The following is a 24,245-nucleotide window of genomic DNA, read 5'->3' as shown; positions in this document are numbered from 1 at the left end:
TTTTCGTAAGCAACACTGAATGTTTATTTTAAATTAATCTGGCTGCTTCATAGACAGCAGTGAACAAGGCTACCGTATCAGTCTTACCAGGTGGTGTCCGCTGTACGGTTAGATTGAACCAATTATAAAGGCAGGCTAGGATTCCATTAAACCAATAATTACCGCAAAAGCCCAGTGTTGCGTAGACAATTATTGCAAGAGAATAAAAGTAAACAGTTAACACCGGGCCATTTTATCGGCTTTTCGCTGCGTAGTAACCTATGCGAATGTCGCTAAGACCTGCTAGGATAGCGGCACTAAACAACGAAGTATTTCAGTTATGCAACAAGAAACTCCGAATGATTCCTGGGCGATACGTTTTGCGCAGTTTGTAGAGCGCTTTGGCACTATTAAGCTAAGTGTATTGTTTGTCGTACTAACGCTGGCATTTACCGTGGGCGGCTCGTACGTCATCCGCGTGAGCCTTGGTAGTGGCGTGCAGCCTGATGACTTTATCAGCGCCGTTATCCTTACCATGCTGTCGGCGCCCTGGGTGTTGTACTTTTTCAGTGAACTGGTAAAGCAACTGGAACATTCGCGAACGAATTTAAAAGAAGTGGTCAGCCAATTGGAACACCTGCGTGAAGAAGATGTGTTTCTCAACCGCGAGCTGCAAAACAATATTCGTCAGCTCAACCACGAAATAGAGCAGCGTAAACACGCCCAGGAAGAACGGGAAACGGTGTTTAAGGAACTGGAAAAAGAAATTCAGGATAAGTCGGAGAAAGAGGCCCAGGCCCGACGCTTATCTACGTTGCTACGTTCTATTATTGATGCCTCGCCGGATCTGATTTATTACCGCAACGAAGAAGGGCGCTTTGCCGGTTGTAACCGGGTGGCGGAGCAATTGACTGGTATGTCTGAGAGAGAATTGCTTGGCCTTACTCCACACGATGTTTATGAAGAAGAACTCGCCCGCCAGGTAGTGGCCAGTGATCATGAAGTACTTGAAACCAATGCCAGCATCACTGATGAGCTATGGTTACGTTTTGCCGACGGCCGTCGGCGTTTCTTTGAAATGCGTCGGGTGCCTTTTTTTGACCACGAAGGTAACCGGTTGGGGTTACTTGCTTTTGGTCGTGATATGACCGAGCGCAAGCAGGCCGAAAGTGCGGCAGCCAAAGCCAGTACCGACAAAACCCGCTTTATTGCCACCATCAGCCATGAATTGCGTACGCCGCTTAATGGTATTGTAGGGCTAAGTCGTATGCTGCGTGATACCGAGCTTAACGAAGAACAGTGGAGCTGGGTGAGCACCATCTATGCCAGTGCTATTACCCTTGGCAACATATTTAACGACATTATCGATTTGGATAAACTCGACCGCGATAAGCTGGAGCTCTCACTGAAAACGGTATCATTGCGCGATTTCACTGAAGAGCTGAGCTCGATAATCCGCTTGTTGGCAAAAGACAAATCGTTGGAGCTGATCACCAATATAGTTGAACCGTTACCTAAGCAGGTGGAGGTAGACGGTACGCGGTTACGTCAGATCCTGTGGAACATCCTGTTCAACGCCGTGAAATTCACCCAGAAGGGGCACGTATCGCTTACCGTTTCGGCCACCCCTCCGGATAACGATATCTCACTGGTTACCTATGTGATTGAAGATACCGGTGTGGGTATTCCGGATAGTGAAATCGATAAAATCTTTGCCATGTACTATCAGGTGGATCACCCGGATCATCAATCGGCTACCGGTACCGGTATCGGCTTGGCAATTTGTAAGCAAATGGTTGATCTGATGCACGGTGACATCCGGGTTGAGAGCGAGCAGGGCAAAGGCACTCGCTTTATCGTTGAACTGCCGCTACAGGTTTCCAGTCGTCCGATGCAGGTGGCGCAATTACAGGTAACCGGACTCAATATCTTACTGGTTGAAGACATTGAACTTAATGTAATGGTGGCCAAAGCATTGCTGGAAAAATTAGGCCAGCACGTGGATGTGGCCATGACCGGTCAGGAAGCCATAGATAAAGCCCGGGAAACCACCTACGACCTGATTTTACTCGATATTCAATTGCCGGATATGACTGGCTTTGATGTGGCAGCCACACTGCATGAAGAAGATCTGGTGATGCAAACGCCAATCGTGGCGCTTACCGCCAATGTGATTAAAAAGCGCGAAGAATACCTGCAAAACGGTATGGACGATGTGATCGCCAAGCCGGTTAAGAAGAGCCGCGTGGTTGAAGTACTGAACATGCTGTTTGCTGAGTCAGAATTGGATCAGCCTGCGCCGGAAGCGCCGCCGCGTAAGAAGCTCGACAGCAGTAAACTGCTGACCAATATTCTGGACATGGAGTTGCTACAGATGCTGGTGGATACCATTGGCGAGGATATGGTGCGCGCCAGTGTGAAAGTGTTCCACGAAAAAATGCCGGAATATATGGAAATCCTGCAGCTCAGTTTAAGCGCCGATGAGAAATCGGAAGTGTGCGCCCAGGCGCATAAAATTAAAGGCGCAGCCAGCTCTGTTGGCCTGGCGCGGGTGCAACGAATCGCCAATCAAATCCAGCAGGGCGACCACCCGGCGTGGTGGCAAAATGTGCATGACTGGGTAGAGGAATTGCAAATGGCGGTACCTCACGACATGGAAAAACTGCACGACTGGTTAAAAGAGCAAACCATCGACGATTGATACAAGAAATAACAAGGAAGTGTTATGAAAGGGATCGGGTTTGTTATCTTATTACTGACCGCTTCAGCCGGTCAGTGTGCAGAGCGTCTGCGGGCCGAAGCAGGCATTGGCTGGGAGTATGGCGTCATCGGCTCTCAGGTAGCCTTGCAAACGCCATTTAAACCATTAGAGATTTTCGCCACCGTTGGCGTTGACGGGTCATCTGAAGCCGGTGGCTCGTTTCGCGGCGGCATGGGCGCCAGTGTTTTTCTCAACAAGTATTTCGCAGTCAGTGCTTATGGCGGGATGAATTCTACCAGCAATGCGTACAGCGGTAATGTAGACCATGAGTTTGGTGGCTCCACCGGCATTAAAATCTACTTTGCGGGTAAAAATAAGCCTGGCGTCGTGCTGGGGGCGAGTTATCTGTATGACGGTGAGGACTGGTCGCCACTGGCCTCAATTGCTTACCGTTTTTAAGCTTGCTGTTGCTGCTGATTAATCAGTGAATTCAACCAGGTTTTGGCGTCGTCGGCTGAATCAAAAAACGCCACCTCATGGCCCGGCATCTCATAAATCGATTCGAACTGATGCTTTGACAACAACGGCGAGTTTACGTCTTCAAATACTACTGCTGTGGCGACACGGCCGAGAGTGATTTCTTTTTTAATTTGCTTGCGAAGTAACGCGAAGGCTTCGGGAACGTATACGGCCTCGCCACGAAAAATGGCCAGCACGCCCCAGGGAGAGCCATACATGGCGCGTAAATTCTGCATGATCTTATCGTCAGATAAGTGCAGTGACTCTGCATTCCACGGGCCTTCACCATTTAACACAATCAGTCTGCCGTCAATGGCAACACTCAGAGAGCCGTGTTTATTAAATTTACCTGCCATATTCCATCTCCAGGTATGTCCATCTCCACTACGCTGATGAATGGTTATTGTGCGCTTTAAAAAAGCAGATTGCCAGTGTTGCAAAAGAAAAGGGGTGACCAGCCCATGCCCAATAGTAGCTGGCCACCCAGAGAAACAGCTTAGTAAAAGCTATACCTGAGGTTCGGGGATATGCACGCGTCCTTCCATCAGAATTCGCGCTGAACGGCTCATCACCGCTTTGGTGGCAGTCCATTTGCCGTTAACTAACGCCGCTTCCGCGCCAACACCCAGGGTACCGGAAGGGTGGCCAAACACTACGTTAGAACGGTCGACACCGCCGGCTGCATCATTCACCAGGGTGGCGGGAATAGCGGCTGCGGTGGCGATAGCTACGGCTGCCGTACCCATCATCGCATGGTGTAATTTACCCATGGATAGTGCACGTACCAGTACGTCGATATCATCAATCTCAATCCGCTTACCACTTGATGAAGTGTATTCGGCGGGAGGCGCAACAAAGGCTATCTTCGGCGTATGCTGACGAGCCGCCGCTTCACTGATATCGCTGATTAGCCCCATCTTTACCGCGCCGTGAGCGCGCAGGGATTCAAATTTGGCCAGTGCTGCCGGGTCGCTATTTATATCGTCCTGCAACTCGGTACCGGTATAACCGATATCCGCCGCATTAACAAAAATGGTTGGGATGCCGGCATTGATCATAGTGGCTTTAAGTGTGCCAAACTCCGGTGTAGTGAGTTCATCAATCAGGTTGCCGGTGGGGAACATATCACCCTCGCCATCGGCCGGATCCATAAACTCCACTTTCACTTCGGCAGCCGGGAAGGTAACGCCGTCGAGCTCAAAGTTACCGGTTTCCTGCACTTCGCCATTGGTAATGGGAACATGCACGTTAATCGCTTTGCTGATATTCACCTGCCATACACGGACCACAACAACGCCGTTGTCAGGGATACGAGCAGCATCTACCAGACCATTATTTACCGCAAAAGCGCCCACCGCAGCCGTTAAGTTACCGCAGTTACCGCTCCAGTCCACAAAGGCTTTATCGATAGACACCTGACCAAACAAGTAATCTACATCGTAACCTTCATGCTCGCTTTTACTCAGAATAACGGTTTTGCTGGTACTTGAAGTGGCGCCGCCCATGCCGTCGGTTTGCTTGCCGTACGGGTCAGGACTACCAATAACGCGCAGCAACATGGCGTCGCGATAAGCGCCCGGTTGTTGCGCTGCCTCAGGCAAGTCGGTCAGATTAAAAAACACGCCTTTACTGGTACCGCCACGCATATAGGTGGCCGGAATTTTTATTTGTGGTGCAAAAGCCATAAGTCTCTCACTAAGGGATTGTTAACTGCTAAGGGGGCGTAAAGCCCCCCTGATATCAGATTAATTTGCTTCGGCTTCCAGGAAGTCCTTGGCAAAACGCTGAAGTACACCGCCAGCTGAGTAGATAGATACTTCCTCGAACGTATCCAGACGACTGGTTACCGGCACTTCCACGGTTTCCCCGTTGGCACGGTGGATAACCAGTGTCAGGGTATTGCCTGGCGTGTGTTCACCAATGACATCGTAGGTTTCAGTACCATCGAGCTCCAGCGTCTTGCGGGTAGTGCCCGGCTTAAACTCAAGCGGTAATACGCCCATACCAATCAGGTTGGTGCGGTGAATACGCTCAAAGCCTTCCGCCACAATGGCTTCTACTCCGGCTAAACGCACCCCTTTGGCCGCCCAGTCACGCGACGAGCCCTGACCGTAGTCGGCACCGGCAATGATAATTAGCGGTTGCTTGCGTTCCATGTAGGTTTCGATGGCTTCCCACATGCGGGTGACTTTGCCCTCCGGCTCAATACGCGCCAGTGAGCCTTGTTTCACCTCGCCGTTTTCAAGGACCATCTCGTTGAAAATCTTCGGATTAGCCAGGGTGGCACGCTGGGCTGTGAGGTGGTCACCGCGGTGGGTAGCGTAAGAGTTGAAGTCTTCTTCCGGCAGGCCCATTTTGGCCAGGTACTCACCGGCTGCACTCGACGCCAGAATCGCGTTCGACGGCGATAAATGGTCGGTGGTGATATTGTCCGGCAGTATCGCCAGCGGACGCATCCCTTTTAAGGTACGTTCGGCAGCCAGTGCGCCTTCCCAGTAGGGCGGACGACGGATATAAGTGCTCATTTCGCGCCACTCGTAAAGCGGATCGATGTCATCACCGTAGTCAACCGAGAGATCAAACATTGGCTCATACACCTTGTTGAACTGCTCAGGTTTTACTGAGGCTTTCACTACCGCATCGATTTCCTCATCGGATGGCCAGATGTCTTTAAGCGTTACCGGGTTGCCGTCCTGATCATGGCCGAGTACGTCTTTTTCGATATCAAAACGCACGGTACCGGCAATCGCGTAGGCCACTACCAGCGGTGGTGAGGCCAGGAAAGCCTGCTTGGCATAGGGATGGATACGGCCATCAAAGTTACGGTTACCGGAAAGTACCGCTGTTGCATAGAGGTCGCGGTCGATGATTTCCTGCTGAATGCGTGGATCCAGCGCGCCGCTCATACCGTTACAGGTCGTACAGGCAAACGCCACCACGCCAAAGCCTAGTTGTTCCAGTTCTGGCAACAGGTTGGCTTCTTCCAGGTACATTTTTACGACTTTAGAACCCGGTGCCAGTGAGCTTTTTACCCACGGCTTACGCACCAGACCTTTCGCGTTGGCATTACGGGCTAACAGACCGGCTGCCACCACGTTTCGCGGGTTACTGGTGTTGGTACAACTGGTGATGGCGGCAATGATGACTGCGCCATCGGGCATCAGGCCTTCCTGTTCTTCCCATTTACCGGCAATGCCGCGTGCCGCCAGGTCGCTGGTGGCTAAACGTGCATGAGGGTTAGAAGGACCAGCCATGTTGCGGGTTACTGATGATAAATCAAAGGTCAGTACGCGCTCGTATTCGGCTTTGGTCAGGGTGTCGGCCCACAGGCCTGCCTGTTTTGCATAGGTCTCTACCAGCTCGACCTGCTCAGCGGTACGGCCGGTGAGTTTCAGGTAATCCAGCGTCTGGTCGTCAATGTAGAACATCGCTGCCGTGGCACCGTATTCCGGCGTCATGTTAGAAATAGTGGCGCGGTCGCCTAAGGTTAAGTGCGCTGCACCTTCGCCATAGAATTCAAGGTAGGCTGAAACAACACGTTCTTTACGCAGGAACTCAGTAAGCGCTAATACGATATCGGTAGCAGTAATGCCAGGCTGTGGTTTACCGGTTAACTCTACACCCACAATATTCGGTAAGCGCATGTATGAGGCGCGGCCCAGCATAACGCTTTCCGCTTCAAGGCCACCTACACCTACAGCGATAACGCCCAGGGCATCAACGTGTGGTGTGTGACTGTCGGTACCCACCAGGGTATCCGGGAAGGCTACGCCGTCTTTGGCGTGAACAACCGGCGACATTTTTTCCAGGTTAATCTGGTGCATGATGCCGTTGCCGGGAGGGATCACGTCCACGTTTTTAAACGCGGTTTTAGTCCAGTTAATAAAGTGGAAGCGGTCATCATTACGACGGTCTTCAATAGCGCGGTTTTTTTCAAAGGCGTCTTCTTCAAAGCCTGCGTGTTCAACCGCCAGTGAGTGATCCACAATCAGCTGAGTAGGCACAACGGGGTTTACCTTAGACGGATCACCGCCTTTTTCGGCGATGGCATCACGTAAGCCGGCTAAGTCAACCAGCGCGGTCTGGCCGAGAATGTCGTGACACACCACGCGGGCCGGGAACCAGGGAAAATCGAGGTCGCGTTTGCGCTCGATTAACTGAATAAGCGAGTCTTTAAGTTGGTCTGGCGGACAACGACGAACCAGGTTTTCTGCATGCACGCGGGAAGTGTAGGGCAGGGTATCAAACGCACCGGGTTTAATGGCGTCAACGGCTTCACGCGCGTCGAAGTAGTCCAGATTAGTGCCTGTCAGGCTTTTACGGTATTCGGTATTCATGACGTATCCTAAAGCGTAGCAAAACTGCCGCTTCGACGGTCACGAAGCGGCAATAAGGATTTAAGCGCGATCTGCGATAGCAGGCACCGGACGCAGATCTTCGCCGGTGTAGTCTGCAGATGGGCGGATAATGCGGTTATCAGCACGTTGCTCCATAACGTGAGCAGCCCAGCCTGTTAAACGTGACATTACGAAGATAGGCGTAAACAGCTTAGTGGGGATGCCCATAAAGTGATAAGCCGAGGCATGGAAAAAGTCAGCGTTACAGAACAGTTTCTTCTCGCGCCACATGACTTCTTCACAACGCACAGAAACCGGATAAAGCACAGTATCGCCCACATCGGCAGCCAGTTTTTCAGACCAGCCTTTAATGATTTCATTACGAGGGTCAGACTCAGAGTAAACCGCATGACCAAAGCCCATGATCTTCTCTTTACGCTCCAGCTTGCCCATCATTTCGGCTTCAGCATGTTCAGGTGAGGTAAAGTTTTCAATCAGTTCCATGGCCGCTTCGTTAGCACCACCGTGCAGAGGACCACGCAGTGAACCAATCGCACCGGTAATACATGAGTGCATGTCAGACAAGGTTGAGGCACACACGCGAGCGGTAAAGGTTGACGCATTAAACTCGTGCTCTGCGTACAGGATCAGTGATACGTGCATGACCTGTTCGTGCAGATCGTTAGGCTTCTCACCATGCAGCATGTGCAGGAAGTGCGCGCCAATGGAGTCGTCGTCGGTGTTAACGTCGATACGCACGTCATCGTGAGAAAAACGATACCAGTAGCAGATAATACTCGGGAAGCACGCTAACAGGCGGTCGGTAACTGCGTCCTGCTCGCTAAAGTCATTTTCCATTTCCAGGTTACCCAGCATTGAACAACCGGTACGCATAACATCCATTGGGTGGGCATCGGCAGGAATACGCTCCAGTACATCAAGCAGCGCCTGTGGCAGACTGCGCATGCCTTTCAGTTTTGCTTTGTATTCATCCAGCTCGGCCTGGTTTGGCAGCTTGCCTTTGAGGATAAGATAGGCAACCTCTTCAAACTGACAGTTATTGGCCAGGTCCTTTACATCGTAACCACGATAGGTCAGGCCGGAACCTGAAACGCCTACGGTTGATAATGCGGTTTTACCGGCTACCTGACCACGTAAGCCTGCACCACTGAGTACTTTAGCCATCGTTTTTCTCCTAATGTAATTTTTGTAGAGTACATATATTCGGGCTGACGCTGTGCGGGTGGCAAAACCCGATTGGGCGGCGTCAGCCGGTTAATGGTTTACTTGTTTTTACCTTCTGCGAATAACGCGTCGAGCTTCTGCTCGTACTCGTGGTAACCCAGATAATCATAGAGTTCCATGCGAGTTTGCATCATGTCTGTTACCGCTTTTTGATCGCCGTCTTTTAAGATGGCGGTATAGACGGTTTCGGCGGCCTTATTCATGGCTCGGAAGGCACTTAACGGGTACAACACCATGGCGGCACCCCATTCACCCAGCTCTTCTTTGTTCCACAGTTCGGTTTGACCGAACTCAGTGATATTAGCCAGAATTGGTACATCCAGTGCTTCAGAGAAGGCGCGGTAGTGTTCTTCAGTTTTCACCGCTTCTGCGAAGATGCCATCAGCACCTGCTGCAACGTAGGCTTTGGCACGTTCAATGGCTTTTTCCAGGCCTTCCTGGGCAAAGGCATCGGTGCGCGCCATAATGAAAAAGTCCGGATCGGTGCGGGCATCAACGGCCGCTTTGATACGGTCAACCATCTCGGCGGTTGATACAATTTCCTTATTAGGGCGATGACCACAACGTTTTTGCGCTACCTGGTCTTCCATGTGCACTGCTGCGGCGCCGGCTTTTTCCATGTCTTTAATGGTTTTGGCAATGTTAAATGCGCCGCCCCAACCGGTATCGATATCTACCAGTAATGGCAGATCGCAGGCAGAGGTGATGCGCTGAACGTCAACAATAACGTCATTTAACGAGGTCATGCCCAGATCCGGCAGACCGTAAGAAGCATTAGCAACACCACCACCAGAGAGGTAGATAGCCTTGTGGCCAATGGCTTTTGCCATCATGGCACTGTAGGCGTTAATGGTGCCTACGATTTGAAGAGGTTTATTGTCGGCCAGTGCCTGACGAAATTTTTTACCTGCGCTCATAATCATTCTCTTGGTTTAGGTTGATTAGGATTGAAGCAACTTGCGTTCAATGTTGTTTTTTGAATACAAAATGTGACGACGCATGAGCATTTCAGCCAGCTCTTCGTCACGGTTTGCAATCGCCTGTACCACGTGTTTGTGTTCATCAAATGCGGTAGTTACCCGCGGCCCGGCCATGCCGAGCTGCACGCGGTACATGCGAATCAAATGGTAGATGCCGTTAACCAGCACTTCGATAAGGTGTTGATTTTTACTGCCCAGAATAATCCGATAATGAAAATCCAGATCGCCGGCTTCCTGATAGTAGGACTCGCCGCCTTTGACAGTTTGAAAGTGGTTGTCGAGCAGGGCAGTGAGATCGGCAATTTCTTCGTCCGACATATTTTTTGCTGCCAAACGAGCGGCCATGCCCTCTAGCGCTTCGCGAACCTGGTACAGCTGAATTAAACCTTCAGGCGTTAGCGATACAATCCGCGCGCCGACGTTGGCTTTACGCTCTACCAGATGACAGGATTCAAGGCGATTAATCGCTTCACGGATAACGGCACGACTGACCTGATACTTTGTCGACAGTTCGGTTTCACTGAGTTTACTGCCTGCCGGAATGGCTCCTTCAACAATATCTACCCGAAGCTGTAAAAAGGTTTTATCAGCACTGGTAACCGCTTGTTCAGCAAAGGCTGCGATACTCACAATTCACGACTCACTGTTGGAAATGATGTCGACAATATAGGCGTTTTAACCAAGTCAGTCAATATGGATGAGGCTGTATTGTCGACAAAGCTGTGCAGCGGAAAGGGAATGAAATGGTACTAATTACGGCTGACCAGTCGCCAGCCCCTGCCAGTTCTGCGCTCTGTAGTAAGGGTAGTATAGCTGATGGTTATTTGAGCAGTGGTACCGTACCACCAAAGTATTATGTCGACGATAAAGTGGCGATGCCGATCTGTCTTCCCTCGTTTGACAGTCGGTGTTACCCGGCAAAAGGCTAAAGCCTGGTCGCTTAAATCTGGGTAAGACGATTGCGGCCTGCTTCTTTAGCGGCATATAACGCTTTGTCCGCCCGCGAAATCAACTTATCAAAAGTATCGTCGCTATGATAAGCCGTGACCCCAATACTGATAGTCAGGGAAATGTCCGGCGCGATGGCAGAACAGTCGGTCTCGCTAACTGCCTGGCGAATGCGCTCGCAAATATCCTGTGCCGCCTGGTTATCGCAGTTGGGCAACAGTATGGCAAACTCTTCACCGCCCCAGCGTGCGACCAGGTCTTCTTCCCTGCAATGCTGACTAATAGCATCGGCCACCAGCTTAAGCACTCTGTCGCCTATGCTGTGATTAAACGTATCGTTAATTTGCTTGAAGTGATCGATATCCAACAAGGCCAGACAAAGCGGCAGATTGCGTCTCTTGGAACGGGCACACTCGCGGTGCAGTGATTCATCGAATGCCCGCCGGTTGGCGAGTCCGGTAAGCTTGTCGGATCGGGCCTGTTGCTCAAACTCAGCAGCCTGGCGCTTTATTTCCAGTAATAACGCCGAGCGCTCTTCATCGACTTTACGTAGGTTGTCGGCCTGTTGTTTGAGCGTATAAGTTTGCTCGGCCACCTGGTTACTGAGTTCCTCGGCACGTTGGCGCAAGCTTTTCATACGCCAGCGGTGAGCCACAATGACCATGGCGATAACCGTCAGCAATGCCACCAGCCAGAAGCCGGTTTGTTGCCAAAAATAAGGGGCAATGGTAAAGCGGAAACTGGCATTTTGTTCGCCCCAGGCGCCTCCCGGATAGGAAGCGCTTACCATAAACTGGTAGTCGCCCGGTGCCAGGTTAGTGTATTCCGCAATAGTATTGGAGCCCCGGTCGACCCAGCTGTTATCGAAACCCTGCAAGCGGGTGCGGTATTGAATTCGCTCGGGCATAACAAAGCCCAGTCCGGCAAACTGGATCTCAATTCGGTCTGCGCCGGGAGCGATGTCTTTTTCAGTGTGTAACGGCAGTGCTAAACCATTGACTTTAAAGCCTTCTATTACCACCGGCGGGGTATTCGCCGAAAAGCGCTTCAGTTGGGTAGGGCTCACCCGGCTGGCACCTTTAGATGTTGCAAACCATACCGTGCCGTCCTGAGCCAATGTGGCAGCCTGCATAGAGCCGCCGTTGGCTTGCGCACTTTGCATGCCATCGCTTTCGCCAAAGAGTTCGTAATCAACCTGCTCGCGTTGCCCGGCGAGGTAATCCTCAATTTGTTCGCGTCTGAAACGCAATATACCGCGGTTACTGCTTAACCACAGGTGCCTGTCCTGGTCGATAACCGCCTGAAAGACCTTATCGAAAGGCAGACCTGCATTCCGGCCAAGCATGGTTAAACGGCCTGTGGCCAGTTCATAGGCCACCAGGCCCCGATCGGTACTCATCCATAGCAGGCCTGCAGCCGGATCTGGCGCAAAACCAAAGGCATATTCCGCATCATCGAGGTTACTGATATCCACCGGGGTAATGTCGCCGTTTGGACTGCGGATAACTACACCGCCACCGGTACCAATAAACAGGCGACCGTCATTGTGTAAATACAGCCCCATCACAAATGGTGTGGGCAGACCATCTTCTGTAGTGAAACTGCGCACGCCGTTACTGTCGACATAGTTAAGGCCATGGCCAGTCCCCACCCACAGGCCGCCCTGTGGGGCAACGGCGATGGCGCGGACTTCGTTAGCGAGTAAACCCGTGCGCCGGTTGTACTGCTGTACAATGGCATCGTTCTGCCACTGCAGGACACCATCAGAATAGGTGCCTATCCAGACTGAGCCATCAGGCCCTTCAACCATACTCAGTACTGACTGGGCGTCACTGTATGCTGAAAGGTCAATAGCTTCTACGCCCTGCTTTGTAATACGGCTGACGCCCTGACTGCTGCCGACCCAGACACTGCCGTCACTGTGCGATAATACCGAGCGAATGTAATTGCCGGCTAACCCCTGCTCTGTGGTTAGCGTAACAAAGGGCGCGTCACGAAGCCGGAATAAGCCGCCATTAGTGCCTACCCAGATGCTGTTTTCCCGGTCGTGAAACAGTGACAGGATACGATTATTTGGCAGCCCGGCTGCCATATTCAGGCTCTCCAGGCCTGCGTCACTGTAGCGCAGGAGGCCGCGGTCGGTGGTGCCTATCCAGATTTGGTTATCGAAAGCGAGTAACACCGAGACCGGCAGATTCATTAACTGTGGTGAGAAAACGCTGACCTGACCGGCCTGATACTGGTATAGGCCCCGTTCCGTACCGATTAATAAGCCGTTGTTGTATGCAGTTAATGCCAGCACCGGGACTTCAGGTAAGCCGTTGACCTGTTCCAGCGCAAAGCTTTCATCTTCGCTGTTCAGACGCACCAGGCCGCGCCCGGTGCCTAGCCAGATACTGCCATCATCTGTGCTCAGTACGCTGGATACTACGTTACTCGGTAAGCCTTGTTGAATAGTTAGTTGGGTTCGTTCGCCACGGGCTGCCTGACGGTAGACCCCTTGTCCTTCAGTTGCCAGCCACAGGTTACCCTGTTTATCGTCGGCCACGCCGTTAATTAACACCCGGTAAGGCTGCCAGCTCTGCCAGTCATCCGGACGACGCTCACTTAATCCACCGCGGGCACCGGCAAATATTAAATTCTGTTGACGATTTTTATGGATGGTGCGGATACCGACATCAGGCATGCCACTGGGCTCGCCACGGCCAAATACGGTAAATGAACGGCCATTAAAGCGGGCCGCGCCTTCCCAGGTGCCTATCCACAGGTAGCCGTCTTCACTTTGTGAAATGGCATTAATAGTGTTGTGCGGGAGTCCGTCGCGGGTGGTCCAGACTTCTCTAAAATAATCGCTGAGCTGCGACGGCGCAGCTTTGCCCGTGATACTGAAAAATACAGCCAGGGAGTAAAGGACTACACGTAAGGCGACTCGATTAACAGTCTGATGACAGACGTACCTGGACATCCACGATTTTCCAATCAACATTCTCAGAGTAATTCCCTTTAGCATAATTGCACTATGCGTTTTTGTCTATCAGGGAAAAGCTTGCGTTACCTGTTGTTGAAAGTCTTCGCCCTGTTAGTAAATTTCAAAAGCTCGAACGACCCGCGCGACGCCGTCCACATGGCGAGCGATATCGACCGCTGCGGTAGCTTCCTGATTGGTAACCAGACCCATTAAAAACACTTCAGAGTCTTCGACAATAATACTGATTTGCGAGGTCGGCACATTATCTGAGGCCAGAATCTTAGTGCGGATCTTAGTTGCCAGCCAGCGATCATAAAGTTCAGTGGAGGTGGCAATAGGTTGGCCGATACGGATCTGGTTGTGGATCTTGTTGACATAACTAATGCTGCGAACCTGCTCTTCGGCCTGGTTAATATCGGCCTGGCTTGGCGCCTGACCAGTGAGTAATGCCACCTTGTTATAAACGGTGACTTCAATATTGGCCGTTTCGTTAAGGTTGTCCTGCTTTCCGAGCAGCCGGGAAGCCGTATTTTGGGCATTAAAATCGTCTAACTGGGTACCAGCCGTGCGGCGATCGTTGGAGACTGATACGGCGGTAGCACTCACCGCGCCCACTGCCACAACGGCACAGCCGTTGAGGCTGCCTGATATAATCAGCACAGCGCCAATGGTGAGTATGTTGCGTAGCAGAGGTTTAATAGCCATCAGGGTCATGGGCTGGAAACAGACTGTCATCAATACACTCGCATAAACAATGAATGACCAGCAGGTGTACTTCCTGGATCCGCGCTGTGCGGTTGGAAGGAACACGGATTTCCACATCATGTTCACCCAGGAATCCCGCCATCTCACCGCCGTCTTTACCGGTTAGGGCGACGATGGTCATGTCTCGTGACAACGCGGCTTCCATGGCGTTAATTACATTACGGGAGTTACCGCTGGTAGAAATCGCCAGTAATACATCGCCCGGCTGACCCAGCGCACGTACCTGCTTGGAGAATACTTCATCATAGCTGTAGTCGTTGGTAATAGACGTTAGCGTTGACGTATCAGTGGTAATGGCTATCGCTGGCAGGCTGGGGCGGTCACGTTCGAAACGGTTTAACATTTCTGATGAAAAGTGCTGGGCGTCGCCGGCTGAACCGCCGTTTCCACAGCTGAGTATTTTGTTACCACGGATAAGCGCTTCAACCATCATCATGGCGGCTTTATCGATGGCTGGCGGCAGCATTTCAGACGCTGCAATTTTAGTTTGGATGCTTTCGGTAAAATTCGCTTTGATATTTTCGATCATGTAGATATATCGTTTCTCTTAACTGCACAGGCCCATGACTCTACTGAGCGATGTTCTTCAGCCAGTTGATGGTGTCACCGTCAATGACTACTGCGTCAAGCCGCATGGGAACCATATTGGAATTAATCCCATTATCACTTAAATAACGTTGAAACGCAGTACCCATGCGGTGAATTTTTGCCGGGCTGATCGTTTCGGCAGCATGACCATGGCTATCCTGCTGGCGATATTTTACTTCCACGCAGACCCAGGTTTGCTGTTCTTTCATTATCAGGTCGATTTCGCTGCCCCGATAGGTTACATTTTTGGCCACCAGAGTGAGTCCTGCTCGTTGCAGGTATTGTTGCGCACGTTTTTCCTGGTTGTGACCAATCCAACGTGCCATACCATTACTCAGCCAGTACCTTTACACGCTCCTGGGTTACCACGGCTTCCGGTAAACTGCGCACTATCTCATTGTTCTGATTAACACTGAGCGCGCCGGTAAGGCCCTCGTACTGTAACTGTGGTAACCACGCCATACTGTTAATCCGCGGCAGCAGGTTGTAGGCATCCACGCCAAAAGCAAACAGACGTTGTAGTGGAGTAGGGCGCTGTGGCCAAAGCGCATCGGTTTGAGCGGCCAGCTCCGGCGCCGGGTTGTCGGGCAGTACCCACGGCATATCGAGGAAATGCAGATTCTCCAAATCACGCCACTGATTGCGCGACTGGGCATAATCGATGGAGCGGGAGGTTGCAAATACCGGTACAGTAACGCCACCAAAGGGGCTGATGCTCGCTTCTATCACCGGGTTAACCAGTTCGGTTTGTTCCGGCGAGGTAAAAACCACTACCGCATCAATATCCCGCCGGTTACGCGCCATGTTATAGAGCTCACCGTCGGCGAAGCTCTGTATTTCTTTAATGCGTTCCTTACTCTGGGCTACGTCCAGAGCATCCAGAATGCCTTCACGCAACGTATTGTTGTCGGAATAAGTTACCAGTGTCGGGGCGCTGTGCTGACTGGCTGCCAGGCCGCTGGTGAGTTGTTGCCAGCGGATTAGAAAGGCGTCTTGCATGCGCTGGTGGAGCGTGTTCTCTGAGGCAACCAGCACCGGTGAACGTCGGCCCTGGGTAAATACCCGCTCGGCCAGCTGACGGGCTTCATCTTCTGGGGCCAGGGCATAGTAAACCTGTGAGCTGAAGCTGGCAGGCAGCAACTCTTGTTGTCCGTTATTGCCAAGCGCCGAAACTGATGCTTCAGGGCGGTTGAGGGTCAATATGCGGTGTTGCGGGCTGAGCTTCGGCAACAGTGCATCGACATTTTCTTTCAGCAGGGGGCCAATGATCCAGTCTGCGTCGGCAGCGGCTGCGATTAACTCATCGGCGGTTGCACCATTGGTGTCGAAAAATTGTAACTGGGGGATCCGGGTCGCATTCATGGCACTGGCATCATTAAAATACGCGGCGAGGATCCCTTCTTTAATCGCCATGCCGGTGACCTGTAAACGACCACTGAGTGGTAACATCACGGCGATATTTTCGCGATTAGTCTGGGCTAGCTTATCAAGGTTACTCAGGTTGTCCGGCCAATGAGTTACCAGCGGGTGATTACGAAATACGCGTTGATACTGAGCCAGTTGCTGCCTGAGTACGTCAGGTTCAAAACCATGCTCAAGAATAAGCTGACGCAAAGAAACGTAGGCGGGGAGTTTGTTAAAGCGGGTACTGTCCTGTAATTGCTGCGCCGAGGCCTGATTAACCCATTGCCAGGCCTGCGCCACATGTTCAGGGTTGGCATCATCACTATTGAGTAGCGCGTTAGCAGCCGCCAGCCACTTACCCAGGCGGGCATAATCGGTGGCCATCAAAGCAAACTTTTTTGCCTTGGCTGCAGGGGCCGAAGCGGTGATGGATTGCAGCAGTTCGAGCCGTTGTGCACTGCCTACCCGGGGATCGTTACCATACAGTTCGGCCAGCAGTAAATGATAGCGATTTTGCTGTTCTGGTAAGCGGATCTGATCGCGCAGCATGTAACTAATCTGGCTGGCTTTAGCTGGCGCGCCTTCAGCCAGAAAGGCTTGCGCCGCATCCAGCAGGTAGCCGTTGCGTATATTTATGTCGCCGGTTGTCTGCCAGACTTCCTGCGCCCGGGAGACCATCATCGCCGGCGTCAGCGTTGTCTCGGTGTTATCTTCGGTTTCTACCTCCGGCACTGAGGTTTTCACCGGGGCGCGGGTAGTGGGCGCGGTTGAACCACAACCACTCAACAGCAAAGTCACACTTAAACCAACCAGTAACCATGGGTAACATCGACGCATAAACGTTCCGCGATTCCATACAATTATTCCTGAACCGTCAGTTTAACTGACTGATAACTAAAATCTACGGATTAATCTAAATTCTGGCCCAATGACCAGTGAATACCACACAAAGGTTTCCGCCTTCGTGACAAACAGGTATATTGGCAGCCTTTCAGCTTTGCCGGATTATACCCTATGACCGCCGCAACCCTTTACATCGTGCCCACGCCCATTGGTAATCTGCAGGATATTACCCAGCGGGCTATCGACGTGCTAGGTGCGGTAGACTGGATCGCCGCGGAAGATACCCGTCATAGCCAGAAGCTTTTACAACACTTCTCTATCCAGGCGAAAACCCTGTCGCTGCACGATCATAACGAAGAAAAGCGAACTCAGATGCTGTGCAACAAATTGCTCGGCGGTGAAGCCGTTGCGTTAATCAGTGATGCCGGTACTCCATTAATCAGCGATCCGGGTTTTGTACTGGTGCGTGCGTGCCGGGCAGCCGGCATTAATGTGGTCGCCCTGCCAGGCCCTTGTGCGGCGATAACGGCGTTGAGCGCCTCCGGACTGGCTACCGATCGGTTTATATTTGAAGGGTTTTTACCGGTTAAAAATCAGGCCCGTATGAACGTACTGGCAACGCTGCTCGACCGAACCTGTACCAGTGTATTTTACGAGGCGCCGAGGCGTATCCTGGATACCGTTAACGATATCAAAACCGCTCTGGGGCCAGATCGGCATCTGGTACTGGCCAAAGAGCTGACCAAAACGTTTGAGACCTACGTCAGTGATACGCCGGACGGTATTATCGCCTGGCTGGAAGCAGATGCTGTGCATCAAAAAGGTGAATTTGTGCTGATGGTGGCCGGTGCGCCGCCTGCCAGTGACGAACTGCCCAGCGAAGCCATGGCTCTGCTTAAACGCCTGAAGCAGGACTTGCCACTGAAAAAAGCAGCTGCCATTGTGGCAGATCATTATCAGCTAAAGAAAAACGCTTTGTATCAGGCTGGTTTGGCCCTAGAATAAATCTAACAATTTGTCCTACATCCGGCTGTTAGTTCTAAGGCCGTTATTTCAATAATTCAAATATCAACACACTGGCAGTTGCGGTGTGCTTCTTTAGTTATTTCAGGTGACACACAACGTTTTTCGGAGAATAACGAATGCTTGAGAAAACGCTCAATATCGATATGGACCGCGGTAACTGGATGGTGAACATCATCAATGAGCATGCCGACAACGGGGTTTACGAATTAGTCTCACCGGCCCGCTCGGCAACGGTGCATATTCATGACAACCACATTTACGGGTTTGAATACAGTATTGTTGGCAAAGCTGACAGCCCGTTCAAAATTAAACTCGACGATACGGTACTGGCAGAAGGCAAAATTGCTGCCAGCGGTATAAGCCGTGGGCACGGTATTATTTAGCTTAATCTTAAGCGCACAGTTATCAGCCATAAATTAAAGCGATGGTAGCTGCCGAGAGAGCGTAATTTATTCTCCGGTGCGCGTTTTACACCAAACTTCAATTTTAGAAGGCAGTGGTGTATTTGATGTTGGATAGAAAACACCATCACAGCCGCATTCTATTATCTGTGGGACATTTAAGATAATCTGAAGATATTAGGAAATTGATAAGCACCAAAATGGTAGTTTTATTCGGACTGTTTTGGTGTCTATTTAACAGTTAGCCCCAATCATTAATCCGTTCAAAAATAAAAAATCGAGGCAGCGCTTACGCCGGTATCTTTTCTTGTTTTAGCGTCCTACCGTTGTAGGTGGTTTTTGTGTCCAGGGTTACCAACCAACCTTGATTATTTCTTCCACTGGTTTGCGCGGCGCGGGCGGTCTCTCCTTGTAATTGGCTGGTGCTTTTATCAACAATTGTATCGCGTAATTCTCAGGTTCATTGGCAACGCAACTTTTTCAGTTCTGGCTAATGATTACTGCAAAAATCAGTTGTTGTTTTTCTGTTGGTTGTTTAAGGTAAATGCATATCAGGGAAGGGCAATTAAGTAATGCAAACATTTTGGTACAGGGCAGCAAAGCTGCGAACGTTCAGTGTTAGGGCTAACAAGGCGCAGCACCGGACAATAACGCGCAGTTCCCCTTTTTTGCAAAGAGCGCAAAAAAGTGGCCCTTCGCTATTGCCCGTGTGCTAGGCGTTATACGAGAAGAGTATGAGCAAAGAAGAAATCAAGAAGAATATTAAAGAATATGGATGGCACTTTCTTTTCGTATTTGATCCGAACGGAGAACACGAAGATTTTTCCTACAGCATTGGACTAGAGGAAAGCTTCGATCATCCTGAAATTGTAATATTTGGATTAAAAAAAGAATCTGCTCACGCAATCATTTCTGATATCGTCGAAGACATTAAGTCTGGTATTAAAATGGAATCAGACAAAAAACTAGGCAATGTCATTGGTGGTAACTTCGAAGTGATATTCAAGCCAATCAAGATCAGAGCATATAAAGAGTACTTAGGAACGGCCGTAGATTATTATGACAAACCATTCAGAGCCCAAATAATGTTTTGGCCAGATAAGTCCAATATTTTGCCCACTGAAGACGGTTGTGAGGTAACTATTCAGAATGAAGCGCTTACAATCGTATAACAAGGCTGTCATAGGGACATTTTTTGCTTCGCTCCGTTTTGGGGTGGCTACGCCACTTTACCCCAAAACTACACTACACAAAAAATGCCCCATACAGCGGCGTTATACATTCATGGAGGAACCTGAGTACATGTCATATTCAAAGTACAAATCTAAAGCAGCAAACGAAAAACACGCGAACCTAATGATTTCTTTGAGTGAGAAAATTGTTTGGGCTGTCTTAGCTGTTCCAATTACATATCTTGCAAAAAGTGATGCTGGTCAATATCTACAAGGTGATTGGGTTGGTCCATATATCGCTATTGGTAGCACTTTAGGCTTAATGGCAATAGGATTTCAAAAAGCTGGCTTTGCTATTCTTGATGAAGTTAGTGCCAAAGAATCAGAATCTGATGAAAAGAATGTATAACAAGCTGTTTAAAGTGGACAAAATTATGTTGGCTTGGTTTCGCTCCGCTTCACATTTTAGCCAACAAAATTTTGCCCGTTAACAGGGCGTTAGTTGCCTACGGGAAATTTTTGCTTCTGGTGTAAAACCCTGAGAACATGAATTACGTCTTCTCTTACAAAGTACGAAACAATCATTGATATCTCAGGAATAATTAAAAGCCGTCCAGGTATTCCTTCTCTTTCAACGCCCATCAACGGTTGCTGTATCAAGTTTTCAACTTTAGCCTCAATAATGGTGTCAGCTTTTTCCGCAGCTAATGGGTTAAATTCGTATAAAAATTCGAAAATCACTTCTCGATCGTCCAATGAGTCTTTTTCCCAAACGATCATTTTTTGGCTTTATTCCTAACTTTCATCTTTCTCACTTCCATGTCCAAGGAAGCTTCTTCATGAGTAACAAACTCACTTTTCCCACTATCCAATTTGCTAAACGCAGCGTTGACCTGATCGGTAAGCCATTGGTCATGAGTCATAACTTTGCGTTGCTGCTCAGCTAGTTCTTCAGTAAGCTCTCTACATGCATCACTTAAGGTACGCCCTTGGCTTTCAGCCATTAATTGGGCTAGGCGTTTCGTTTCTTCGTCAACTCTGAATTGTATGCGGGTATCCATTTTCAACTCCGTACATGCGTGTGCACAAATGTTAGCACGTAGTTTGAGTTTACGGCAACTAACAAATGTTGGTGACACAAACTCGCAGGCTCTGCTTCGCAGTATAGCCCACGCGTGTGTGCCGCCAAATTAGGGCGTTAGCTGCCACGGGGCAGTAATGCACAATATCCTGTACATGTGCTTATTTCCGATCTAGACTTGTCCAATATAATGTACAAGTGGGGTGCAAAATGAGAATTGTCTCTTTTACCGAAGCACGAAATAGTCTAAAAGCCGTGTTGGACAATGTAATCAACGATGCAGATACTACCGTAATTACTCGTCGTGACTCTGAAGATGCTGTTGTAATGTCATTAGATTACTACAACAGCCTTATGGAAACCGTTCATCTACTTCGTTCTCCAGCGAACGCTGAACACTTAAATCGTTCAATAGAGCAGTTTAAAGCGGCAAAAACGACCCAGCGAGAACTTATTGATGAGTAACAGGCTGTTATCATGGACTGATGAAGCTTGGAATAGTTACGTATATTGGCAGACTCAAGACAAGAAAACCTTGAAACGTATCAATAAGTTAATTTCTGATGTTAAGCGCGCTCCATTTGATGGAATTGGAAAGCCGGAACCTCTTAAAGAAAATCTTGCAGGTTTCTGGTCCCGTAGAATAGATGATACTAACCGTTTGGTATATGCGGTAGACGGTACAGCAATTACGGTTATCTCGTGTCGTTACCATTACTAGTAGGTGGCAGCTAACAAATTCAGGCACTCGCCCGTTCTCTGGGGCAAAAGCACGCGGGCGCTTCGCAATATAGCCCACGCGTTTGTGCCGCCCAATTAGGGCGTTAGATTGATGAAAGCTAATATGGCGTTAAAATCGGAGTGATGGAAACGCGCTTAGGATAAGCGCGCTTTAAAATCGTCGTAATGGAATTGACGGACTATTTCAAAATTCCCGTTGGAGCGTAAAATTCCAATAGCCGGGTGCTCCACACCGTTAAAAAACGTGGTTTTTACCATGGTGTAGTGCATCATGTCTTCAAACTGCAGTCGCGTTCCGATAGCCAGTGGCTCGGCGAAACTGTAGGTGTCTATTACATCACCTGCCAGGCAGGAGTTGCCGCCAAGCTTGATATCATGACCCAGCTCACCGGGTTGACCGCTGTGCAATATCGCTGGGCGATAGGGCATTTCCAGTACATCCGGCATATGCGCGGTGGCAGATATATCCAGCAGCGCAATGGGCCCATCGTTGTTGACGATATCCACTACTTCGGCAATCAGAGGCCCGGTTTGCCAGGCCACTGCAGAACCCGGTTCGAGGATCACATCCAGGTGCGGGTATTTGGTTTTAAAGGCTTTCAACGTGCTAATAAGATGGTCAACGTCATAGCCGGCACGGGTCATCAGGTGCCCGCCGCCTAAATTTAACCATTTTAGCTGACCCAGCCATTTACCAAAGCGCTGCTCGATGGCTTCGAGGGTGCGAGCCGTTGCAAAAGAGTCGCACTCACAGAGGTTGTGGCAATGAAACCCTTCGATACCGCTTAAATCGATACCGTCCAGTTCGCTGGCGCGGATCCCAAGGCGCGAACCCGGTGCGGCCGGATCGTATAACGGCGTGTCTGCTTCCTGATGTTCAGGATTAATGCGCAAGCCCAGCGAAACACCAGGCAAAGCATCCTTATACGCCTGCCATTGAGTAAGACTATTAAACGACAGATGATTAACTAACCCTGCCAGTTCAGCAATGTCTTTGGCTTTGTAAGCCGGCGCATAGGCATGCACCTCTTTGCCCATTTCACTGGCGAGTCTGGCTTCCCACACCGAACTGGCGGTAGCGCCATGGAGGTACTGTTTTACAATGTCAAACACAGACCACATGGAAAATCCTTTAAGGGCCAGAATAATTCTGGCGCCGGATTCATCCTGTACGCGTTTCATCAGTTCCAGGTTGTTAACCAGCTTCGCTTCCTCCAGCACGTAGCACGGGGAGGGAATATCAGTGCGTTGGGTTAAATCGGTCACGCCGTCGTCTCCGTCAATACCGTTATTTGCTGAATGGGCTGCTATCGCATTCAAGCACATGCCACGGCAAGCCGTGTTTGTTGAGCTCTTCCATAAACGGATCCGGATCAAACTGTTCCATATTCCACACACCTGGCTTATGCCACTTACCCTGCAGCATCATCATCGCGCCAATCATGGCCGGTACACCTGTGGTGTAAGAGACAGCCTGAGCGCCCACTTCTTCGTTACATACCGCGTGGTCGCAGTTGTTATAAATGAAGATGGTCTTTTCTTTGCCGTCTTTAATACCCGTAATATAAGTACCGATACAGGTCATGCCGGTGTAGCCTTCGGCCAGTGAGCCAGGGTTAGGCAATACCGCTTTTAAGAACTCAAGCGGAACAATTTGCTGACCCTGGAATTCCACCGGCTCGATGCTGGTCATACCGATGCCTTCCAGTACCCGCAGGTGGTTAAGATAAGCATCGCCAAAGGTCATCCAGAAACGGGCGCGTTTCAGAGACGGGAAGTGCTTAACAATAGACTCCAGCTCTTCATGGAACATCAGGTAAGACGCACGAACACCAATGTTCTGATAATCCAGATCTTCACGAACGCTCAGCGGATCGGTTTCTTTCCACTCGCCATCTTCCCAGAATCGGCCGCGCTGGGTGATCTCACGGATGTTGATTTCAGGGTTAAAGTTAGTGGCAAAGGCCTGGCCGTGGTCGCCGCCGTTACAGTCGACAATATCCAGATAATGGATTTCGTCGAAATAGTGTTTTGCAGCATAGGCGGTGTAAACGTTGGTTACGCCCGGATCGAAACCACTGCCGAGCAGCGCCATGATACCGGCCTCTTTAAATTTATCCTGATAGGCCCACTGCCAGCTGTATTCAAACTTAGCAACGTCTTTGGGCTCATAGTTGGCGGTATCCAGGTAATCGGTTTTAGTGGCCAGACAGGCGTCCATGATGGGCAGATCCTGATACGGCAGCGCCAGGTTAACCACCAGATCCGGGTTAACGTTGTTAATTAACGCTTCAACGGCTTTAGCGTCGTCAGCATCAACGGCGAATACGCCTTTTACACGGTCGATGCCCACTTCCTGTTGCAGTGCTTCACACTTGGAAACGGTGCGGCTGGCCAGGTAAATTTCGTCGAAGTACTCAGGCAGGCGAGCACATTTTTTTACGGTAACTGCCGCTACGCCACCAGCGCCGATGATCAGAACACGAGACATAGTCTTTATCCCTTTTGTAATGGATTTAAAATTTGCGTTGAATGCTATCAGACGGC

Annotated in this window: 23 protein-coding genes; 8 read left to right on the top strand and 15 right to left on the bottom strand. The window is 50.2% G+C overall.

The genetic code is table 11. The features are described 5' to 3' along the window. The first annotated feature begins 319 nt into the window (after positions 1-319). Positions 320-2,680 carry an aerobic respiration two-component sensor histidine kinase ArcB gene (arcB, locus tag C6Y40_RS21495; protein WP_105936446.1) on the top strand — a complete coding sequence of 787 codons (2,361 nt, stop codon included), beginning with the start codon at positions 320-322 and terminating at the stop codon, positions 2,678-2,680. Between the two features lie 24 nt (positions 2,681-2,704). Beyond that, positions 2,705-3,139, top strand: a complete 435-nt coding sequence (locus tag C6Y40_RS21490; RefSeq protein ID WP_105936445.1) for a hypothetical protein — start codon at positions 2,705-2,707, stop codon at positions 3,137-3,139. Here the strand turns inward: C6Y40_RS21490 and C6Y40_RS21485 are convergent. The 11 genes from C6Y40_RS21485 to C6Y40_RS21435 form a co-directional block, all read right to left on the bottom strand. Then, positions 3,136-3,555, bottom strand: a complete 420-nt coding sequence (locus tag C6Y40_RS21485; protein ID WP_105936444.1) for a hypothetical protein — start codon at positions 3,553-3,555, stop codon at positions 3,136-3,138. The two genes, C6Y40_RS21490 and C6Y40_RS21485, sit on opposite strands and share 4 nt — an antisense overlap. Before the next feature lie 150 nt (positions 3,556-3,705). Further along, entirely contained in the window at positions 3,706-4,884 is a 1,179-nt protein-coding gene (prpF, locus tag C6Y40_RS21480) for a 2-methylaconitate cis-trans isomerase PrpF (protein WP_105936443.1), read from the bottom strand. Positions 4,885-4,944: 60 nt separating this feature from the next. Continuing rightward, entirely contained in the window at positions 4,945-7,536 is a 2,592-nt protein-coding gene (gene acnD, locus C6Y40_RS21475; RefSeq protein WP_105936442.1) for a Fe/S-dependent 2-methylisocitrate dehydratase AcnD, read from the bottom strand. A gap of 60 nt (positions 7,537-7,596) precedes the next feature. Further along, entirely contained in the window at positions 7,597-8,721 is a 1,125-nt protein-coding gene (gene prpC / locus C6Y40_RS21470) for a bifunctional 2-methylcitrate synthase/citrate synthase (RefSeq protein ID WP_105936441.1), read from the bottom strand. Between the two features lie 98 nt (positions 8,722-8,819). Then, positions 8,820-9,698: a methylisocitrate lyase gene (gene prpB, locus C6Y40_RS21465; protein WP_105936440.1), complete on the bottom strand. Its 879-nt coding sequence runs from the start codon at positions 9,696-9,698 to the stop codon at positions 8,820-8,822. 24 nt (positions 9,699-9,722) lie between these two features. Further along, complete coding sequence (locus tag C6Y40_RS21460; RefSeq protein WP_105936501.1) at positions 9,723-10,385, bottom strand: GntR family transcriptional regulator; 663 nt, start codon at positions 10,383-10,385, stop codon at positions 9,723-9,725. Between the two features lie 316 nt (positions 10,386-10,701). Further along, positions 10,702-13,695 (bottom strand): ligand-binding sensor domain-containing diguanylate cyclase, encoded by a 2,994-nt coding sequence (locus C6Y40_RS21455; RefSeq protein ID WP_205664811.1) that lies wholly within the window; start codon positions 13,693-13,695, stop codon positions 10,702-10,704. Positions 13,696-13,788: 93 nt separating this feature from the next. Further along, positions 13,789-14,412 carry a BON domain-containing protein gene (locus tag C6Y40_RS21450; RefSeq protein ID WP_240622048.1) on the bottom strand — a complete coding sequence of 208 codons (624 nt, stop codon included), beginning with the start codon at positions 14,410-14,412 and terminating at the stop codon, positions 13,789-13,791. Beyond that, positions 14,372-14,971: a phosphoheptose isomerase gene (locus C6Y40_RS21445; RefSeq protein WP_105936437.1), complete on the bottom strand. Its 600-nt coding sequence runs from the start codon at positions 14,969-14,971 to the stop codon at positions 14,372-14,374. The genes C6Y40_RS21450 and C6Y40_RS21445 overlap by 41 nt, the downstream gene beginning before the upstream one ends. Before the next feature lie 40 nt (positions 14,972-15,011). Next, entirely contained in the window at positions 15,012-15,356 is a 345-nt protein-coding gene (locus C6Y40_RS21440; RefSeq protein ID WP_105936436.1) for a YraN family protein, read from the bottom strand. A 4-nt stretch (positions 15,357-15,360) separates the two neighbouring features. Beyond that, positions 15,361-17,271: a penicillin-binding protein activator gene (locus C6Y40_RS21435; RefSeq protein ID WP_105936435.1), complete on the bottom strand. Its 1,911-nt coding sequence runs from the start codon at positions 17,269-17,271 to the stop codon at positions 15,361-15,363. A 177-nt stretch (positions 17,272-17,448) separates the two neighbouring features. Here C6Y40_RS21435 and rsmI point away from each other — a divergent pair, with 177 nt between their 5' ends. The 4 genes from rsmI (at position 17,449) to C6Y40_RS24650 (ending at position 20,285) form a co-directional block, all read left to right on the top strand. Beyond that, entirely contained in the window at positions 17,449-18,282 is an 834-nt protein-coding gene (rsmI, locus tag C6Y40_RS21430) for a 16S rRNA (cytidine(1402)-2'-O)-methyltransferase (protein ID WP_105936434.1), read from the top strand. 137 nt (positions 18,283-18,419) lie between these two features. Continuing rightward, a complete protein-coding gene (locus tag C6Y40_RS21425) occupies positions 18,420-18,686 on the top strand; it encodes a hypothetical protein (RefSeq protein WP_105936433.1) in 267 nt (88 codons plus the stop codon). Between the two features lie 752 nt (positions 18,687-19,438). After that, positions 19,439-19,876, top strand: coding sequence for a DUF4262 domain-containing protein (locus C6Y40_RS21420; protein WP_105936432.1), 438 nt, complete (start codon positions 19,439-19,441; stop codon positions 19,874-19,876). Between the two features lie 130 nt (positions 19,877-20,006). After that, entirely contained in the window at positions 20,007-20,285 is a 279-nt protein-coding gene (locus tag C6Y40_RS24650) for a hypothetical protein (protein WP_146129625.1), read from the top strand. Between the two features lie 89 nt (positions 20,286-20,374). Here the strand turns inward: C6Y40_RS24650 and C6Y40_RS21410 are convergent, their stop codons facing one another. Together C6Y40_RS21410 and C6Y40_RS21405 are read right to left on the bottom strand one after the other, a co-directional pair. Further along, a complete protein-coding gene (locus C6Y40_RS21410; RefSeq protein WP_105936430.1) occupies positions 20,375-20,656 on the bottom strand; it encodes a type II toxin-antitoxin system RelE/ParE family toxin in 282 nt (93 codons plus the stop codon). After that, entirely contained in the window at positions 20,653-20,937 is a 285-nt protein-coding gene (locus C6Y40_RS21405) for a type II toxin-antitoxin system TacA family antitoxin (RefSeq protein ID WP_105936429.1), read from the bottom strand. Before C6Y40_RS21405 ends, C6Y40_RS21410 begins: the two co-directional genes overlap by 4 nt. A gap of 230 nt (positions 20,938-21,167) precedes the next feature. Here C6Y40_RS21405 and C6Y40_RS21400 point away from each other — a divergent pair, with 230 nt between their 5' ends. Both C6Y40_RS21400 and C6Y40_RS21395 read left to right on the top strand, forming a co-directional pair. Then, on the top strand, positions 21,168-21,422 hold the full coding sequence (locus C6Y40_RS21400) for a type II toxin-antitoxin system Phd/YefM family antitoxin (protein WP_105936428.1): 255 nt from the start codon (positions 21,168-21,170) through the stop codon (positions 21,420-21,422). After that, a complete protein-coding gene (locus C6Y40_RS21395) occupies positions 21,415-21,678 on the top strand; it encodes a Txe/YoeB family addiction module toxin (RefSeq protein ID WP_105936427.1) in 264 nt (87 codons plus the stop codon). The genes C6Y40_RS21400 and C6Y40_RS21395 overlap by 8 nt, the downstream gene beginning before the upstream one ends. Before the next feature lie 155 nt (positions 21,679-21,833). On the opposite strand, the gene nspC is transcribed toward C6Y40_RS21395, so the two are convergent. Both nspC and C6Y40_RS21385 read right to left on the bottom strand, forming a co-directional pair. Further along, positions 21,834-22,964, bottom strand: coding sequence for a carboxynorspermidine decarboxylase (gene nspC, locus C6Y40_RS21390; RefSeq protein ID WP_105936500.1), 1,131 nt, complete (start codon positions 22,962-22,964; stop codon positions 21,834-21,836). A gap of 22 nt (positions 22,965-22,986) precedes the next feature. Beyond that, positions 22,987-24,189: a saccharopine dehydrogenase family protein gene (locus C6Y40_RS21385; protein ID WP_105936426.1), complete on the bottom strand. Its 1,203-nt coding sequence runs from the start codon at positions 24,187-24,189 to the stop codon at positions 22,987-22,989. Positions 24,190-24,245: the final 56 nt, after the last annotated feature.

The sequence above is a fragment of the Marisediminitalea alba genome (genome assembly GCF_002993365.1).
Lineage (GTDB): Bacteria > Pseudomonadota > Gammaproteobacteria > Enterobacterales > Alteromonadaceae > Alteromonas > Alteromonas alba.
The sequence above is the reverse complement of the archived record's forward strand: the minus strand, read 5'-3'. Positions and strand labels throughout refer to the sequence as shown.